This is a genomic window from Thermoflexus hugenholtzii (assembly GCF_018771565.1).
GTDB classification, from domain to species: domain Bacteria; phylum Chloroflexota; class Anaerolineae; order Thermoflexales; family Thermoflexaceae; genus Thermoflexus; species Thermoflexus hugenholtzii_A.
In genome coordinates this window covers 1,922,625-1,937,991 of sequence record NZ_CP076326.1, presented here as the reverse complement: position 1 = coordinate 1,937,991, position 15,367 = coordinate 1,922,625, and the positions used below count along the sequence as shown (strand labels likewise).

Here is a 15,367-nt window from a genome sequence, read left to right as displayed (position 1 = left end):
AAATCGGCCTTCCAGGGCGCTGCGCGCCGGGCGTCGGCCTTCGCCGACGCAAAAGACACCCTCCCGGTCGGCGCAGGCCGACCGCCGACCGAAGGCCCCCCGGTCGAATTCATTCGGCACCCGAGGCCCCATTCATTCAGCGCCCCCCGCCTCCGACGCGAGCCTCCCGAGCAGCGCCCACATCTCTTCATCCGCCACCGCCCCTTCCGCCAGCGCCAGGGCCTGCTCATCGATGGCATCCAGGGCCAGACCCCGGCGCAGCGCCTGCGGATCCCGCTCCCCCGTTAGCAGCCGCTCCAGCGCCTCCGCCAGCCCTTGCCAGTCCTCCTGCTGGCGCATCTCCGCCAGATCTTCCTCCACCCGCTGGCTCGTTTCCGGCTCCGCCAGGCCCCGCGCCATGGCCACCACCGCCCACAGCAGCGGCGCCAGCCGCGTGGCCGTGGGGGAGAGCGCGAGGGAAAGGCCGACCCGGAGCGTCTCCTTCACCAGCTCCCAATCCGGCTCTCGTTTCCCCCGTCCGCATGCGGCCAGATAGTCGCGCAGCATATATCGCATGCGATCCGCGAACGCCGGGGGCAGGACCCGGAAGAACGGCAACAGGATGCGCACGGCTTCCTCATAGGCCGCCAGGGCTTTCTCCGGCTCTCCGATTTCGGAAAGCCGGTCGCCCAGGTTGTGGAGGCTCATCGCCAGGTCGGGGAGGAAGGCATCGGGGTGCTGGGCGGCCAGGCGGCGGTAGAGGTCCACCGCCTCCTGCGTGGCTTCCAGGGCCTCCGCCCGCCGGCCCAGGGCGGAAAGATCCACGCCCAGGTTCTGGAGACTCCTCGCCAGGTCGGGGAGGAAGGCGTCGGGGTGCTGGGCGGCCAGGCGGCGGTAGAGGTCCACCGCCTCCTGCGTGGCTTGCAGGGCCTCCGCCCGCCGGCCCATTTCGGAAAGCCGGTTGCCCAGGTTATTGAGGCTCACCGCCAGGTCGGGGAGGAAGGCGTCGGGGTGCTGGGTGGCCAGGCGGCGGCGGATCTCCACTGCCTCCTGTGTGGCTTGCAGGGCCTCCGCCCGCCGGCCCGATTCGGAAAGCATGGCGCCCAGGTTGTTGAGGCTCATGGCCAGGTGGGGGAGGAAGGCGTCGGGGTGTTGGGCGGCCAGCCGGCGGTAGAGGTCCACCGCCTCCTGCGTGGCTTTCAGGGCCTCTGCCCGCCGGCCCAAGGCGGAAAGATCCGCGCCCAGGTTGATAAGGCTCATGGCCAGGTCGGGGAGGAAGGCGTCGGGGTGTTGGGCGGCCAGGCGGCGGTAGAGGTCCACCGCCTCCTGCGTGGCTTCCAGGGCCTCCTCCCGCCGGCCCATTTCGGAAAGCACCTTGCCCAGGTTGGTGAGGCTCATGGCCAGGTGGGGGAGGAAGGCGTCGGGGTGTTGGGCGGCCAGCCGGCGGTAGAGGTCCACCGCCTCCTGCGTGGCTTCCAGGGCCTCCTCCCGCTGGCCCATTTCGGAAAGCTGGAGCCCCAGGTTGTTGAGGCTCAAGGCTAGGTCGGGGAGGAAGGCGTCGGGGTGCTGGGCGGCCAGGCGGCGGTAGAGCGTCACCGCCTCCTGCGTGGCTTCCAGGGCCTCCTCCCGCTGGCCCAATGCGGAAAGATCCGCGCCCAGGTTGATAAGGCTCAAGGCCAGGTCGGGGAGGAAGGCGTCGGGGTGCTGGGCGGCCAGGCGGCGGTAGAGCGCCACCGCCTCCTGCGTGGCTTCCAGGGCCTCTGCTCGCCGGCCCATTTCGGAAAGCGCATTGCCCAGGTTGGTGAGGCTTATCGCCAGGTCGGGGAGGAAGGCGTCGGGGTGTTGGGCGGCCAGGCGGCGGTAGAGCGCCACCGCCTCCTGCGTGGCTTCCAGGGCCTCCGCCCGCCGGCCCATTTTGGAAAGCACCTTGCCCAGGGTATGGAAACTGCCGGCTAGGTAGGGGAGGAAGGCGTCGGGGTGTTGGGCGGCCAGCCGGCGGTAGAGCGCCGCCGCCTCCTGCGCGGCTTGCAGGGCCTCCGCCTGCCGGCCCATTTCGGAAAGCCAGACGCTCAGGTTGTTGAGGCTCACCGCCAGGTGGGGGAGGAAGGCGTCGGGGTGTTGGGCGGCCAGGCGGCGGTAGAGCGCCACCGCCTCCTGCGTGGCTTGCAGGGCCTCCGCCCGCCGGCCCAATGCGGAAAGATCCGCGCCCAGGTTGGTGAGGCTCATGGCCAGGTCGGGGAGGAAGGCGTCGGGGCGCTGGGCGGCCAGCCGGCGGCGGATCTCCACCGCCTCCTGCGTGGCTTGCAGGGCCTCCGCCCGCCGGCCCAAGGCGAAAAGGGCGACGCCCAGCATGTGCGCAAGCCGCGCCCGCTCTTCCGGCTCTTCCCGCGGCGTCCGCTCCAGCCGGGCCCGGCAGAAATCGGCCAGGAAGGGCCGCAGGGCCAGGGTGCGGTCGGGGGCCGGCAACGCCGCAGCCAGCGCCCGCCATGCCGCAGGAGGCCACTCGGCCAGGCGCCCGGCGGCGGCCCGCATCCAGTCCTCCACCCGCCTCCGCTCTCCCTCCTCCTTCGCCCGCCCCCACAGGCGGGCCAGCGCCTCCAGGGCCTGCCGGGCCGCGCCAACGGCCTCCTCCGGCCCCGCCCCGGCCTCCTCGGGCGCGGGCAGGGCCATCGGGACCAGCTCCGGGCGCTCCGTCAGCCGCCGCATCAGGACGAAGTCGGCCAGGGGGTCGGGGACGATGGGAGGGATGACGCCTTTCTCTGCGCGAGGGAAAAGCTTAGGCAGGAGGTTTGCCAGCTCCCTCCAGGCGACGCCGTGGATGGGCTCGAAGGAGTCTGAGTGGGCTTCAAGAAAGTCCGCCACCGCTTTCTTGCTCGGGAAGGGACGGCCCAGCGTAGCCAGGACGCTCAGATCCTCCACGATCTCCAGGGCGCGGCGCCGCCGCGGCTCCGGCTGGCCCCGCAGCAGCTCATCGAGATGCCGCTCCCAGGCCGCCCGCTCCCGGCTCCAGGCGCACTCCAGCACCCGCTCCGGGTCGGCGGGGCGGTCCACCCGCTCCCCCGCCGCCGTCAGCAGGGCCAGCAGGAGGACGTGGAGGGGGGACTCCGGCAGCTCGTCGTAATCGGGGAGGGAGCGGCCGTCGGCGGGCAGGAGGGCCGCGAGCCGCGCCCGGGCCTCCCGGAAGAGCGCCCGACGGTCCTCCGGGTCCAGGGCAGGCAGCGCCCGGGGCCTCTTCTCCACCGTGGGGAGGCCGAGGAAGGCCGGCCAGCCCACGTATTCGGGGTCGGTGTAGTCCTGAAGGTCCTTTTGCAGCCATTCGGGGAAGGCGCGCTCCAGGAGGACGAGGGCCAGGGGGGCGGTTCGCTCCCGGCAGGCGCGGGCGGCCTCGCGCAGCAGGGTTCGCGCCTCATCGGGACGGTTGGCGATGTAGTCGGCGATGAGCAGGGTGGGGCGGGCGTCGGCGGTCAGGAGGCGGGCGTTCGCGGGGGTCAGGCGTCCGGCTCGCAGGAAGCCCGTCCACCAGCCTTCCCGGCGGAGGGCCTCGCCGGCCTCGATGAGCAGGCGGGTTTTGCCGGCGCCGCCGGGGCCGATGTAGATGCGCAATCCCACCGGCGGCCGGGCCGCTTCCAGCCCCCGGGCCCAGGCCAGGAGGTCCTCCAGGGTCTGCCGGAAGGCCTTGCCGGTGTAGGGGACCAGGCGGTAGCGGGGGAGCAGGAGGTCGGCGCGGAGCTCGCGGACGGCGGCGGCATCGAGGGTTTCGACCGGCCAGGCGACCAGGTCTTCGGGCAGGCCGATGAGGCGGTTGAGGGCTCTGTAGAGGGCGTCCACTTCCTCCAGGAGGCGCTCGAGGTCCTTTTCGACGCGCAGGGCGCTCAGGGCCAGGACGATCGGGCGGAACTCAGGGTCGGCCAGCAGGCGGCGGCGCAGGCAGTCCAGATAAAGGGCCAGGGCGCGGGCCTGCTCGCCCGGGCCGAGGTTCGGGATCCGAGCGAGCTCCTGAGCCAGCCGGTCGCGGAGGGCCTGCTCATCCCAATGATCGCGGAGGGCCTTGAGGGCCTGGCGGAAGGAGTCGAGGTCATGGAAGGGGAGTTGCCTCACCCAATCGGCCACGCGGTCCAGGCCCTGCCCGGGGGCTTCCCGGAGGAACTCCTGCTCCGCCTGCCCCAGGAGATCCTCCAGGCGCCGGCGGGCGTCCTGGGACTTGCGGAGGCTCTCCAGGGCGTCGAGGGCGTGGCGGATGAGGGGGGCGCCGGGGAGGGGCGCGATCCCGACCAGAGGGCCCAGCTCCTTCCAGACGTCAAGCAGGACATCCGCCGTCAGGCGGAGATGGTCGCGGGGCATGCGAGCCTCCCCGTCCGGGGCTTTCCTTTGGATTCGATTGTAGGGGCTTCCCTTCCCCCGGTCAAACCTCACCGCTTCGTGGGTGTGTCCCAGAATTGTAGGACAACTGCTCGCAGTTGTCCTACAAAGCGGCCAGGCCCGACAAAATTGGGACACACCCCGCTTCGTTCCTCCGCCTCCCGCCGATCCGATCGCCTCCCCGCCGGCTCGGGCCGGGCCGGCAGGGTCATGCCCGTATCGAGGCTTCTCACGATCCCGAGACCCGTCTTGCTTTCTCGCCATCGGGATTGCCGGGCCCCTCGCCCTTCGTTACAATGAGGCATGGGGCAACCGCGGGCGTTGCCCAAGCCGAGGATGCGTGGATGCCATGTCCGCCCAGACCTCTGCCCTGCGCAACCGTTTGCGTCGGGAGATCCTGCAGGCTCTGCAGCGCCGGGGAGCGGCCCTGCCCATCGAGCTGGCCGCCCTCACCCTATCGTTTGTCGATGAGATCCGCCCGGTCCTGGAGGAACTGGAAGCGGAAGGGCTGATCGAGCTCCGGAACGTCCGGGGTGGGCCGCTGGTCGCTCTCACCGCCCGAGGGCGAGAGCAGCTTCGACGCCTCTCGTAGGGACCCCACGGATCCGCCGGCCCGGAGCGCGTCAGGCTCGGATGGCCCGGGGGCGATGAGTTCTCGCAGGACCCGATCCGACGAGTGCGTCCCGATTTTGTCCGGCCTGGCCGCCTTGTAGGACAACTGCGAGCAGCTGTCCCGATCCGATGGCTTGAGGGGAAATCCTCATGAGCTCGGACCCCCCTCCCAAGAGCGACCGGCATCAGAACCCCGCGCCGCGGAGTCCATCCGCCGCCCGCCCGGAGGACCGGCGGGTGGTGATCACCGGGATGGGGGCCCTTTCCCCCCTCAGCCTGGATGTCCGTTCGTTCTGGGAGGGCCTGATCGCCGGCCGCTCCGGCATCGGCCCCATCACCCAGTTCGACGCCTCCGGCCTCCCGGTCCGCATCGCGGGGGAGGTGAAGGGCTTCGACCCCACGGTCGTCCTCTCCCCGAAGGAGGCCCGCCGCATGGCCCGCTGCTCCCAGTTCGCCGTGGTGGCGGCGTGGGAGGCGGTGCGGGACGCGGGCTTCGATGGCTTCCCGGATCCGGAGCGGGTGGGGACGCTGATCGGGGTCGGGATGGGGGGCTACGAGGTGGCCGACCGCCAGATCCAGATCTTCCGCACCCACGGGCTGTCCCGGGTGAGCCCCTTCGCCCTGGTGGCCTCCATCCCCAACATGCCCAGCCACCACGTCAGCGTGTATTTCGGGGCGAGGGGCCCCATCGCGACCGTGGCCGCCGCCTGCGCCACCGGGGCTCAGGCCATCGGCGAGGCCGCGGAATGGATCCGCCGGGGGATCGCCGATGTGGTGATCTGCGGCGGGGTGGAGGCCCTGATCACCGACTTCGCCATCGCCGGCTTCGCCGCCATGCGCGCCCTCTCCACCCGCAACGAGGAGCCCGAGCGGGCCAGCCGCCCCTTCGATGCCCACCGCGACGGCTTCGTCTACGCGGAGGGGGCCGGCATCGTGGTGCTGGAGCGGCTCTCCCACGCCCGGGCCCGGGGCGCCCGGATCTACGCCGAGGTCCTGGGCTACGGCAACGCCGCCGACGCCCACCACGTGGCCGCCCCGGAGCCGGACGGCGCGGGGGCCGCCCGGGCGATGCGCTGGGCCCTGCAGGACGCCGGCCTGGGCCCCGAGGACATCGATTACATCAACGCCCACGGGACCTCCACGCGGCTCAACGATCCGATCGAGACGGCGGCCATCAAGCAGGTCTTCGGGGAGCACGCCTACCGTATCCCGATCAGCGCCACCAAGTCGATGATCGGCCACACCATGGGCGCGGCGGGCGCCCTGGGGGCCATCGCCGCCGCCCTCACCCTGGTCCACGGGGTGATCCACCCCACCATCAATTACGAAACCCCCGATCCCGAGTGCGACCTGGATTACGTCCCCAACATGGCTCGAGCTGCCCGGGTGCGCCATGCCCTGGTCAACGCCTTCGGCTTCGGCGGCCACAACGTCTCCCTCGTCCTGGGCCGGTGGGAGCCCCCGGGTCCCTGAGCCCGGCCGGAGGAGATCGGATCCGCCGCGCCCGGGGGTCGGGCTCCGGGTATAATTCCCCCGGGACGCATCTCCGGCGGGGGTTTTTCGAATGATCTGGCGGCGGATTCGGGAGCTGTGGCGGGGCGGCGAGGCGGCCGGGGACCCGGACGCCATCTGGCTGTATGTGCAGTGCGCCCGGTGCGGCGCGCCGGTGGCGGTGCGGGCCGACCGCCGTTACGACCTCAACCCGGATGAAAGCGGGACCGGCTACATCCTGGTGAAGGAGATCATGGACGATCGCTGTTTCCGGCTGATGCGGGCCGAGGTCCGCCTGGACTCCGGCTATCGCGTGGTGGAGCGGACCATCGAGGGCGGGCGGTTCCTGAGCGCGGAGGAATACCAGCGGCTGCGATCCGCTGCGGAGCGGCCGCAACCCTGAGGGAGGGATTCGTCCACGATGAAGGTGGTGCGCAACGAAGCCTATATCCGGCGTCGGGCGACGATTGGCAACTGGGCGTTCCCCATCGGCTACATCATCCTGATCCTCGGACTGGTCACCTCTTTGCTCTATCCGCAGCTGGCCCTCATCCCGGTGATCGCTTTCTTCGTCGGCTTCGGCCTCACTCAAATCGGGATCTATTACATCCATCGCTTCGTGCGGCCGGATCGCCCGGAGGCGGCCCTCACCCAGGCCCTCAAAGGCCTGGACGACCGTTACGTCCTGTATCACTACATGCTGCCCGCCGACCATGTGCTGGTGGGTCCCGATGGCGTGCGGACCTTCACCGTCAAGTGGCAGCGCGGGGAGATCCGTTGCCGGAACGATCGGTGGTCCCAGCCCATCGGGCTGTTGCGGTGGTTCTTGCGCTGGATGGCCCAGGACACGCTGGGGAACCCCACCCGGGAGGCGCAGCAGGAGGCGGAGGCGTTGCGCCGCTATCTGGCGCGGCGCCTGGACGGAAAGGAGATCCCCGTCCGGCCGGTGATCGTCTTCACCCATCCGGAGGCCCGTCTCGACATCGAGGGCAGCAGCGTCCCGGTGGTCCACGCCCGCAAGCTGAAGGAGTGGCTGCGCAAAGAGGGGCGGGGGAGCGCCCTCCCCCGGGAGCTCCAGGCCGCCCTGGAGCAGATCCTCCCCCGTGGGGAAGAGTAGGGGGCAGTGGCGCTTGTAGGCCGAAATTCATTTCGGCCCAGGAATGCCTCCATCAAAGATTCCTTCTCGTTCATAGGTGTCCGAGCAGATATAGACCTGCGGTGAGGTGGAGAACGGGGTTCGGGGCGAAAGCACTTCCTAATAGGAAGATCGATTCTTGTAGGAGCGGCTTTCGCCGCGACCTTTGCGTCATCAAAGACGGAGGTTCGGGGCTAAAGCCCCTCCTACGAAAAATCGCCCATATAGGAGCGCCTTCCGCCGCGACCCATTGCTCACGGGGATGGCGATGCGGAAACGGCCGGTGGTGATCGGGATCGCCGGGGGGACCGGCTCCGGCAAGACCACGGTGGCCGAGGCCATCGTGCGGCGCATCGGCCCGGAGCGGATCGCCCTCATCCAGCAGGACAGCTACTACAAAGACCAGAGCCACCTCCCCATGGAGGAGCGGGTCCGGATCAATTACGACCACCCGGACAGCATCGACACGGTGCTGCTGATCCGGCACCTGCAGGAGCTGATCGCCGGGCGCCCGGTGGAGGTTCCCATCTATGATTTCACCACTTACACCCGCACGCCCCACACCCGCCGCGTGGAGCCGCGCCCGGTGATCCTGGTGGAGGGCATCCTGGTCTTCGTCGAGAAGGCGCTGCGGGATCTCTTCGACATCAAGATCTACGTGGACGCCGATCCCGACATCCGGTTCATCCGGCGCCTGCAGCGGGACCTGGCCGAGCGGGGGAGGACCCTGGAGTCGGTCATCCAGCAGTATCTCTCCACCGTGCGCCCGATGCACCTGGAGTTCGTGGAGCCCAGCAAGCGCTACGCCGACATCATCATCCCGGAGGGGGGCTTCAACACGGTGGCCCTGGATATGATCATCGCCCGCATCCGGGCGATGCTGGAGGAGAACGGGGGATGACCTTCATCGTCGTCGATGTCTCGCCCGCGGTCCACCACCGGGCCGGGCTGGGACGTTACGCCGCGGAGCTGGTGAAAGCCCTGATCCCCCTTTTGCCGGGCCGCCTGGCGGTCTTCTACCATCACGCCGGCCGGGCTGATGTCTTCTATCCGCTCGACGCGCTGCCGGCCCGCCGGAGCCCGCTGCCCGCGAAGCCGTGGCGCCTGCAGGTGATGCTGGCCCACTTCTTCCGGCGCCCGATGGACGCCATCATGGCGCCCGCCGCGCTCTTCCACGCCACGGATCACCTCCTCCCTCCCTTTCGAGCTATCCCTTCGGTCTTCACATTGCATGATCTGATCTTCCGCCTTTACCCGGAAACCCACATGCCCCTCAACCGCTGGTTCCTGACCTTGATGATGCCTCGCTTCCTGCGCCGGGCGGATCTCATCCTCGCGGTCTCCGAGTGCACCCGGCGGGATGCCATCCGCTGGTATCGGATCCCTGAGGAACGGATCGTGGTGACCTATGAGGGGGTGGACGAGCGGTTCCGCCCCGCGCCTCCGGAGGCGGTGGCGGCGATCCGCGCCCGCTACGGCCTGCCGGAGCGATTCATCCTCTACGTGGGGACCCTGGAGCCGCGCAAGAATCTTCCCACCCTCTTCGCCGCTTACCGGAGCCTGCTCGCGCGCTGGCCGGAGCTGGGCCTGGTGGTGGCCGGGCGGCCGGGCTGGTTGACCGAAGGCATCTTCCGCGCCCTCCGGGATCTGGGGCTGGAGGGCCAGGTGCGCTTGCTGGGCTATGTGCCGGATGCGGATCTCCCCGCCCTCTACAGCGCGGCCGCCGTGTTCGCCTTCCCCTCGCGGTATGAAGGCTTTGGGCTTCCTCCCCTGGAGGCGATGGCGTGCGGGACACCGGTGGTGGTGGCGGACACTTCCTCGTTGCCGGAAGTGGTAGGGGAGGCCGGCCTCCGGGTTCCCCCGGACCAACCGGAGGCCTGGGCGGAGGCGCTGGCGGCGGCGCTGTCCCGGGAGGAGCTGCGGACCCGGCTGCGCGAGGCCGGCCTCCGCCGGGCCGCCCGGTTCCGGTGGGCGGAGACCGCCGCCCGCACCCTGGCAGCTTATGAACAGGTGATCCGACAGGCGCAGGGTCGCATCCTGCGGGATGGGGAGGCGCATCGATGACCTGGCTTCAGGCGGTGGTGCTGGGGATCGTCCAGGGGCTGACCGAGTATCTGCCGATCAGCAGCTCGGCGCACCTGGTGCTGGTGCCGTGGCTTCTGGGCTGGAGGATCGACGAACACATCGCCTTCCCCTTCGACGTGCTGGTCCAGTGGGGCACCCTGATCCCCGTCCTCGCATATTTCCGCCGAGAGCTCCTGGAGATCCTCCGGGGCTGGTGGGAGGGCGCGCGGAACGGTTCTCCCTTCGGGACGCCGGGCGGCCGGCTGGGCGGCTGGGTGATCGTCGCCACCCTCCCGGCCGTCGTCGCCGGGTTGCTCTTCAAGAAGCCGGTGGAGGCGGTCTTCCTGCAGCCGACGCTGACCGCGGCCCTGCTTTCGGGGACCGCCGTGTTGCTGTGGTGGGGGGAGCGCTTCGGACGGCGGGAGCGTGATCTGGAGGGGTTGACCCTGGGGGATGCCCTGGCCGTCGGCCTGGCCCAGGCCCTGGCCCTGTTGCCGGGCATCTCGCGCTCGGGGGCCACCATCGCCGCCGGCCTCGGCCGGGGCCTGCAACGATCCGAGGCCGCCCGGTTCAGCTTCCTGCTCAGCGTCCCCGCCCTCCTGGGGGCGGGCCTGGTGGCCTTGAAGGACCTCTTCGAGATCGGCTTGCCCCCTCAGGCCCTGGGGCCGATCCTGACGGGCGCCCTCGCTGCGGCCCTCTCCGGCTACCTGGCCATCTGGGGGTTGATGCGGCTGGTGCGCCGGCGCTCCCTCATGCCCTTCGCCCTATATTGCCTTCTGGTCAGCCTTTCCATGTTGCTCCTCGCGGCGTTCCGATCCTGATCGCGCCCGGCCGGAAAGCCGTGCGTTCCGGTCAGGCCCCTTTGACAACCTGGGCTCATCGCGATTAGGATAGAGCCTGCTATGCTGTCGAAAGGGGTTCGCGTATGGCCCGCACGCGCACGGAACGAATGATCGAGCGGTTGAAGGAGCTTCAGGCGAGCACGCCCGACATCGAGGCCTCGGCGGTGGTCAGCATCGACGGGTTGATCATGGCCTCGGCCCTGCCCGCCGACGTGGAGGAGGACCGGGTCTCGGCCATGTCGGCGGCGATGCTCTCCCTCGGGGAGCGGATCGCCAGCGAGCTGGGCCGGGGGACTCTGGATCAGGTCTACATCCGGGGGGAGCGGGGGTATGTGGTGCTGATGGCGGTGGGGGAGGAGGCGGTGCTGACCGTGCTGGCCAGACCCCAGGCCAAGCTGGGATTGCTCTTCCTGGACATGCGGCGGGCCGCGGAGGACCTGGCCCGCATCCTGGCTTCCTGAACCCGCTGCCGATCCCTCGGGAACGGAGGCGACGCCTTGAGCCAGCAGAAAAGCGGCCTGTATTACCCCAATAAGATCGCCCGCATTTTCCTGGAGGCGCTGGAGGAGGTGATGGGGAAGAACGGGCTGAACGCCGTCCTCCATCTGGCCCGCCTTCCCCATCTGATCGACAACTACCCGCCGGATAACCTGGAGCGAGGCTTCGACTTCGCCGACTTCGCCGCCATCAACCAGGCCCTGGAGGAGATGTATGGGCCTCGAGGAGGCAGAGGGCTGGCCCTGCGGGGCGGTCGCGCCTCCTTCGCCCGGGGCCTGCAGGGCTTCGGCGCCCTGGCCGGGGTCAGCGACCTCGCCTTCCGTGTCCTCCCCCTCCAGGCGAAGCTGAAGATCGGCCTCCCGGCGATGGCCGGCATCTTCACCCAGTTCAGCGATCAGAAGAGCTACGTCTACGAAGAGGCCGATCGCTTCATTTACGTGATCGAGCGCTGCCCGGTGTGCTGGGGCCGCAAAACCGACCGGCCGGTCTGCTATGCGGCCATCGGCCTGCTCCAGGAAGGGCTGCGCTGGGTCAGCGGCGGCAAGGAGTTCCGCGTGGAGGAGATCTCCTGCATCGCCATGGGAGATCCCACCTGCTCCTTTGCGATCTATAAGGAGCCCATCGGTTGATGGGAAAAGAATCGGATGCCTGTGGCTTCGCCGGAGGGAGGGAATGGCCCGGGTGGCGACGCTCCTGATCGTGGAGGACGAGCCGGAGACCGCCGGCCTGCTGGGGAGCTACTTTCAGGCGCAGGGCTATGAGGTCCTGACCGCCGCCTCGGGAGAGGAGGCCCTCGCCCTGGCCCGGGAGCGCCTCCCCGATCTCGTGGTGCTGGACATCCGCCTGCCGGACATCGATGGCTTTGAGGTGTTCCGTCAGCTGCGGGCCCACCGGAGAACTCGGGAGATCCCGGTGATCTTCCTCACCGAGAAGCGGGAGCGCGAGGATCGGTTGGCCGGTCTGGAGCTGGGAGCCCACGATTACATCCCCAAGCCGTTCAGCCTGCAGGAGCTGCGGGCCCGGGTCCAGAACATCCTGCGCCGATCCCAGGTGGAGCCTGCCTTCGACGGCCTGACCGGACTGCCCGGCCGGCCCCTCATCCTTGAGCATCTTCAGGAGCAGCTGGGGCATGCCGAGTGGTCCGTCGTGTTGATCGGTCTGGACGGCCTGGAGGCCTTCGGGGAGCGCTACGGGTTCATCGCCCGGGACGATGCCATCCGGGCCGTGGGGCTCGTGCTGGCGGGGGTGAACCACGAAAGCGGCGACCCGTTCTTCCTGGGCCATCTGGGGGAAGGATGGTTCGTCGTCGTGGGGGAGCGTCATCTGCTCGGCCCCGCCGCCGAGCGCATGGTTGCTCGCCTGAAGAACGCCCTGCCTTACTTCTATCCCCTTCAGGATGTGGAGGAGCACCCGGAGGATCTCCCGCCCCTGCAGGTGGTGACGGCCCAGGTCCATGGGGCCGAAGGGCCCTTCCACCATCCGGAGGAGATCCTGGGCCGGCTTCAGGAGCGGAAGCGAGCGATCCCCTGATCCATGCCGTCTTCAGGGATCCCCACGATCCCCTGACGGGCCAGCTCCTCCAGCTCCGCCGCTTCGTATCCGAGGCGCTGAAGGATCTCCCGCGTGTGCTCTCCCTGGCGGGGAGGCGGGCCTGCGGCGAAGAGGCGCTCCCCGTTCACAACGAACGGCAGTGCAGGAAGGCCTGTCGCGAAGGCGGGCGCGATCGTCGACAGCCCTTCGATGGCCTCATCCGGCTCCAGCACCGGCTCTAAGCAGGCCTCGATCCCCGCCCGCAGCCCTTCCCACTCCGCGCGGGTCCGGCTCCGGAAGAGGGCCGCCACCTCCGGGATGAGGGCTGGATCGAAGGCGCGGGGGATCCATTCCGGGCGGCCGACGACCTCGCAGAAGGCGCGCCAGAACGCCGGCTCCAGCGCCGCCAGGGCCATCGCCCCTCCATCCGCCGTGGGGTAAACCCGATAGCACGGAAAGGCCCCGTTGAGCGGCATCCCCTCGCGGGTTGCCCGGACGCCGGCCTGATGCGCGCGCCAGAAGGGTTGCATCCAGGAGACGACGACCTCGAGCATCGAGGCGTCCAGGATGAGGCCCTGGCCGGTCCGCTCCCGATGCAGCAACCCGGCCAGCACGGCGATGACCAGCGCCATCGCCCCCCCGAGGTCCGCCACCGGCACCGGGGGAGGGATGAGCGGGCCTTCGCGGGGGCCGTTCAGGCCCAGGAAGCCGGCCAGCGCCAGGTAGTTGAGATCGTGACCGGCCCGCTCCCGCCAGCGGCTGCCAGCCCCGTAACCCGCGAGGGCGGCGTAGATCAGACGGGGCTGGCGTTCGAGGAGGGTCTCCGGCGCTAGGTCCAGCCGGGTCATCACCCCCGGTCGGAACCCCTCCACCACGACGTCCGCCGATTCGACGAGGCGGAGGAAGATCTCCCGCCCCTTGGGGTGCTTCAGCTGGAGGGCCACGCTCTTCTTGCCCCGATTGACAGCGGCGAACCAGGCCCCGAAGCCCTCCACCACCGGTGGCATCTCCCGGAGCCAGTCCCCCCCGGCCGGAGGCTCCACCCGGATGACCTCCGCGCCCATGGCCACCAGCCACTGGGTGGCGAAGGGCCCCGGCAGCAGACGGGTCAGATCCAGCACCCGGATCCCGGAGAGCAGCATCCAGACCTCCTGGTCAGCGGAACAGGTCGTAAGCGCGCGCCCGGACCAGCTCCCGCGCGGTGCTTTCCCGTGGGAGGAAGGAAAGCCCGCGGATCAGCACCGCGGGGATGCCCTCGGCGGCCTGGCCCAGCAGCAGCGTGGCCGCCGAGGCCAGCAGGTCCCCCAGGGCCACCTCTGTGTGTTGCAGCACGTATCCGAACAGGTCCCGGCGGCCCCGCCAGTCCTCCAGGGCCGGCACACCGCTCACCCCGATGGCCACGCCGATCACGCCTTTGCGGTGGGCCCGCCCGTGGCTGTCCGCGATCACCACGCCGACCTCCACCCCGAACCGCCGCGCCAGCCCTTCCCGGATCTGCCGGGCGGATCGATCCGGATCCTCCGGGAGGCGGAGCACGATCTCCTCCCCCTCGGGAGCCACGTTGGAACGATCCACGCCGGCGTTGGCGCAGACGAAGCCCAGCCGGTGCTCCACGATGATCAGGCCCGGGCGCACCCGCAGCACCTCCGCGGTGTCCCAGAGGATCACCTCGATCAGCCGCGGATCCTTGCCGGTGATCTGCGCCAGCTCCAGCGCCCGGGGGGAAGGGGTCACCTCCGAGAGACGGACGAAGCGGCCCTCCGCCTTGGAGACGATCTTCTGAGCCACCACCAGGACATCCCCGGTTCGGGGTCCACCCCATCGCGCCAGCGCTTCGGCAAGCAGGGCGACCAGATCATCCCCGGGTCGGACCAGGGGGATACCTTCTAAGGGGAACAGGGCGATGGGCTCCACGGCGCGCTCCTTCGACGGTTCAGGGAGCCTGCGGATCCGATCGGCGGGGGATGCCGGTGATCCGAATCCCGGCCCCCCGGGTTTTGTAACGGATGTTCAGGCCGATGAGCAGGGCGGTGAGGCCCTCCACGATGGGCGCGTTGTGCAGGGGGCCGGCGTCGTAGGCGGTGAACCCGATCGCCTCCGCCAGCCGGATCACCCGGGCCTTCGCAGCCCGGTCCTCCCCGACCACCAGCACATCGCAGTCGGGGGCGTCCTCCAGATCGTGCAGGTGAAGATGGGAGATGTTGTGGAAGGCGCCCACCACCGGCGTGTCCGCGCCCAGGATGCGCTGGGCTTCCGCGGTCGCCGAGCCGTCGGGGGGAGGCGCATACCGCCGGGGGTTGTCCGGATCCAGAGGGACCACCACGTCGATGAGCAGCTTGCCCCGGAGGGTCTCCCGGAGGGATCGCAGGAGGTCCGCGTGCCCGGCGTAGGGGACGGCCACGACCACCACCTCGCCCCACGCGGCAGCCTCGGCGTTCGAGAGGCCGAGGAGCTCGGCATCGGGGACGTGGACGCGCAGGCGCTCGACCGCCTGACGCGCCCGCTCGGGATCCCGGGAGCCGATGGCCACCGGGAAGCCCGCGCGGGCCCAGCGGAGGGCCAGCCCCGAGCCCTCCTTGCCGGTCCCGCCCAGAACAGCGATGCGAGGACGGGGTTCCATCGGCGCTTCCTCCTTGAAGGCATGAATCCAGGGATCCATTTTACTCGGGGAAGAGTCCGTGGCCGGTCCCGGCTTTGAAGAAACAGGAGGACAGAAGCGATGGAAGGGGAAGGCTTTCCCTCGCGAAAACAGAGCCCTGTCTTCAGGGGTTCGAGACGGTGGATCCCTGCGGCGCCCGAAGCGGAGAGGCGCCCCGCTCGCCGATGCGGTCGCTCGCGAACCGGCTTCCGGGCTCCG

14 protein-coding genes are annotated in these 15,367 nt (G+C 70.0%); 10 read left to right on the top strand and 4 right to left on the bottom strand.

The window, feature by feature from the left end; all coding sequences use genetic code 11:
- Positions 1 to 132: 132 nt before the first annotated feature.
- A complete protein-coding gene (locus tag KNN16_RS08860) occupies positions 133 to 4,320 on the bottom strand; it encodes a tetratricopeptide repeat protein (protein ID WP_303896447.1) in 4,188 nt (1,395 codons plus the stop codon).
- Positions 4,321 to 4,687: 367 nt separating this feature from the next.
- Between KNN16_RS08860 and KNN16_RS08855 the strand changes: the two genes are divergently transcribed.
- The 10 genes from KNN16_RS08855 (at position 4,688) to KNN16_RS08810 (ending at position 12,510) form a co-directional block, all read left to right on the top strand.
- Positions 4,688 to 4,930, top strand: coding sequence for a hypothetical protein (locus tag KNN16_RS08855; protein ID WP_303896445.1), 243 nt, complete (start codon positions 4,688 to 4,690; stop codon positions 4,928 to 4,930).
- Between the two features lie 170 nt (positions 4,931 to 5,100).
- Positions 5,101 to 6,423, top strand: coding sequence for a beta-ketoacyl-ACP synthase II (fabF, locus tag KNN16_RS08850; protein ID WP_303896443.1), 1,323 nt, complete (start codon positions 5,101 to 5,103; stop codon positions 6,421 to 6,423).
- A 91-nt stretch (positions 6,424 to 6,514) separates the two neighbouring features.
- Positions 6,515 to 6,844 carry a hypothetical protein gene (locus KNN16_RS08845; protein WP_299286802.1) on the top strand — a complete coding sequence of 110 codons (330 nt, stop codon included), beginning with the start codon at positions 6,515 to 6,517 and terminating at the stop codon, positions 6,842 to 6,844.
- Between the two features lie 18 nt (positions 6,845 to 6,862).
- Positions 6,863 to 7,558, top strand: a complete 696-nt coding sequence (locus tag KNN16_RS08840; protein ID WP_303896442.1) for a nuclease-related domain-containing protein — start codon at positions 6,863 to 6,865, stop codon at positions 7,556 to 7,558.
- A 286-nt stretch (positions 7,559 to 7,844) separates the two neighbouring features.
- Complete coding sequence (gene udk, locus KNN16_RS08835; RefSeq protein ID WP_303896441.1) at positions 7,845 to 8,477, top strand: uridine kinase; 633 nt, start codon at positions 7,845 to 7,847, stop codon at positions 8,475 to 8,477.
- A complete protein-coding gene (locus tag KNN16_RS08830; RefSeq protein ID WP_303896440.1) occupies positions 8,474 to 9,640 on the top strand; it encodes a glycosyltransferase family 1 protein in 1,167 nt (388 codons plus the stop codon). The genes udk and KNN16_RS08830 overlap by 4 nt, the downstream gene beginning before the upstream one ends.
- Positions 9,637 to 10,461, top strand: coding sequence for an undecaprenyl-diphosphate phosphatase (locus KNN16_RS08825; protein ID WP_303896439.1), 825 nt, complete (start codon positions 9,637 to 9,639; stop codon positions 10,459 to 10,461). Before KNN16_RS08830 ends, KNN16_RS08825 begins: the two co-directional genes overlap by 4 nt.
- A 104-nt stretch (positions 10,462 to 10,565) precedes the next feature.
- Positions 10,566 to 10,943 (top strand): roadblock/LC7 domain-containing protein, encoded by a 378-nt coding sequence (locus KNN16_RS08820; protein WP_088572287.1) that lies wholly within the window; start codon positions 10,566 to 10,568, stop codon positions 10,941 to 10,943.
- 36 nt (positions 10,944 to 10,979) lie between these two features.
- The gene (locus tag KNN16_RS08815) at positions 10,980 to 11,609 is read left to right on the top strand and encodes a 4-vinyl reductase (RefSeq protein WP_200808225.1); all 630 of its coding nucleotides are present in this window, start codon (positions 10,980 to 10,982) and stop codon (positions 11,607 to 11,609) included.
- Between the two features lie 43 nt (positions 11,610 to 11,652).
- Positions 11,653 to 12,510 carry a response regulator gene (locus tag KNN16_RS08810; RefSeq protein ID WP_303896438.1) on the top strand — a complete coding sequence of 286 codons (858 nt, stop codon included), beginning with the start codon at positions 11,653 to 11,655 and terminating at the stop codon, positions 12,508 to 12,510.
- On the opposite strand, the gene KNN16_RS08805 is transcribed toward KNN16_RS08810, so the two are convergent.
- The 3 genes from KNN16_RS08805 to npdG are packed head-to-tail and all read right to left on the bottom strand — an operon-like array spanning position 12,483 to position 15,130.
- Positions 12,483 to 13,652: a CaiB/BaiF CoA-transferase family protein gene (locus KNN16_RS08805; protein WP_303896437.1), complete on the bottom strand. Its 1,170-nt coding sequence runs from the start codon at positions 13,650 to 13,652 to the stop codon at positions 12,483 to 12,485. The genes KNN16_RS08810 and KNN16_RS08805 overlap by 28 nt on opposite strands.
- 13 nt (positions 13,653 to 13,665) lie before the next feature.
- Positions 13,666 to 14,424: a coenzyme F420-0:L-glutamate ligase gene (cofE, locus tag KNN16_RS08800; protein ID WP_299286827.1), complete on the bottom strand. Its 759-nt coding sequence runs from the start codon at positions 14,422 to 14,424 to the stop codon at positions 13,666 to 13,668.
- A 19-nt stretch (positions 14,425 to 14,443) separates the two neighbouring features.
- Complete coding sequence (gene npdG / locus KNN16_RS08795) at positions 14,444 to 15,130, bottom strand: NADPH-dependent F420 reductase (protein ID WP_303896436.1); 687 nt, start codon at positions 15,128 to 15,130, stop codon at positions 14,444 to 14,446.
- Between the last annotated feature and the right edge of the window lie 237 nt (positions 15,131 to 15,367).

Excerpts from the sequence above, each read along its gene's own strand:
- KNN16_RS08860 (WP_303896447.1), bottom strand. The coding sequence starts at position 4,320 with ATGCCCCGCGACCATCTCCGCCTGACGGCGGATGTCCTGCTTGACGTC.
- KNN16_RS08855 (WP_303896445.1), top strand. The coding sequence starts at position 4,688 with ATGTCCGCCCAGACCTCTGCCCTGCGCAACCGTTTGCGTCGGGAGATC.
- fabF (WP_303896443.1), top strand. The coding sequence starts at position 5,101 with ATGAGCTCGGACCCCCCTCCCAAGAGCGACCGGCATCAGAACCCCGCG.
- KNN16_RS08845 (WP_299286802.1), top strand. The coding sequence starts at position 6,515 with ATGATCTGGCGGCGGATTCGGGAGCTGTGGCGGGGCGGCGAGGCGGCC.
- KNN16_RS08840 (WP_303896442.1), top strand. The coding sequence starts at position 6,863 with ATGAAGGTGGTGCGCAACGAAGCCTATATCCGGCGTCGGGCGACGATT.
- udk (WP_303896441.1), top strand. The coding sequence starts at position 7,845 with ATGCGGAAACGGCCGGTGGTGATCGGGATCGCCGGGGGGACCGGCTCC.
- KNN16_RS08830 (WP_303896440.1), top strand. The coding sequence starts at position 8,474 with ATGACCTTCATCGTCGTCGATGTCTCGCCCGCGGTCCACCACCGGGCC.
- KNN16_RS08825 (WP_303896439.1), top strand. The coding sequence starts at position 9,637 with ATGACCTGGCTTCAGGCGGTGGTGCTGGGGATCGTCCAGGGGCTGACC.
- KNN16_RS08820 (WP_088572287.1), top strand. The coding sequence starts at position 10,566 with ATGGCCCGCACGCGCACGGAACGAATGATCGAGCGGTTGAAGGAGCTT.
- KNN16_RS08810 (WP_303896438.1), top strand. The coding sequence starts at position 11,653 with ATGGCCCGGGTGGCGACGCTCCTGATCGTGGAGGACGAGCCGGAGACC.
- KNN16_RS08805 (WP_303896437.1), bottom strand. The coding sequence starts at position 13,652 with ATGCTGCTCTCCGGGATCCGGGTGCTGGATCTGACCCGTCTGCTGCCG.
- npdG (WP_303896436.1), bottom strand. The coding sequence starts at position 15,130 with ATGGAACCCCGTCCTCGCATCGCTGTTCTGGGCGGGACCGGCAAGGAG.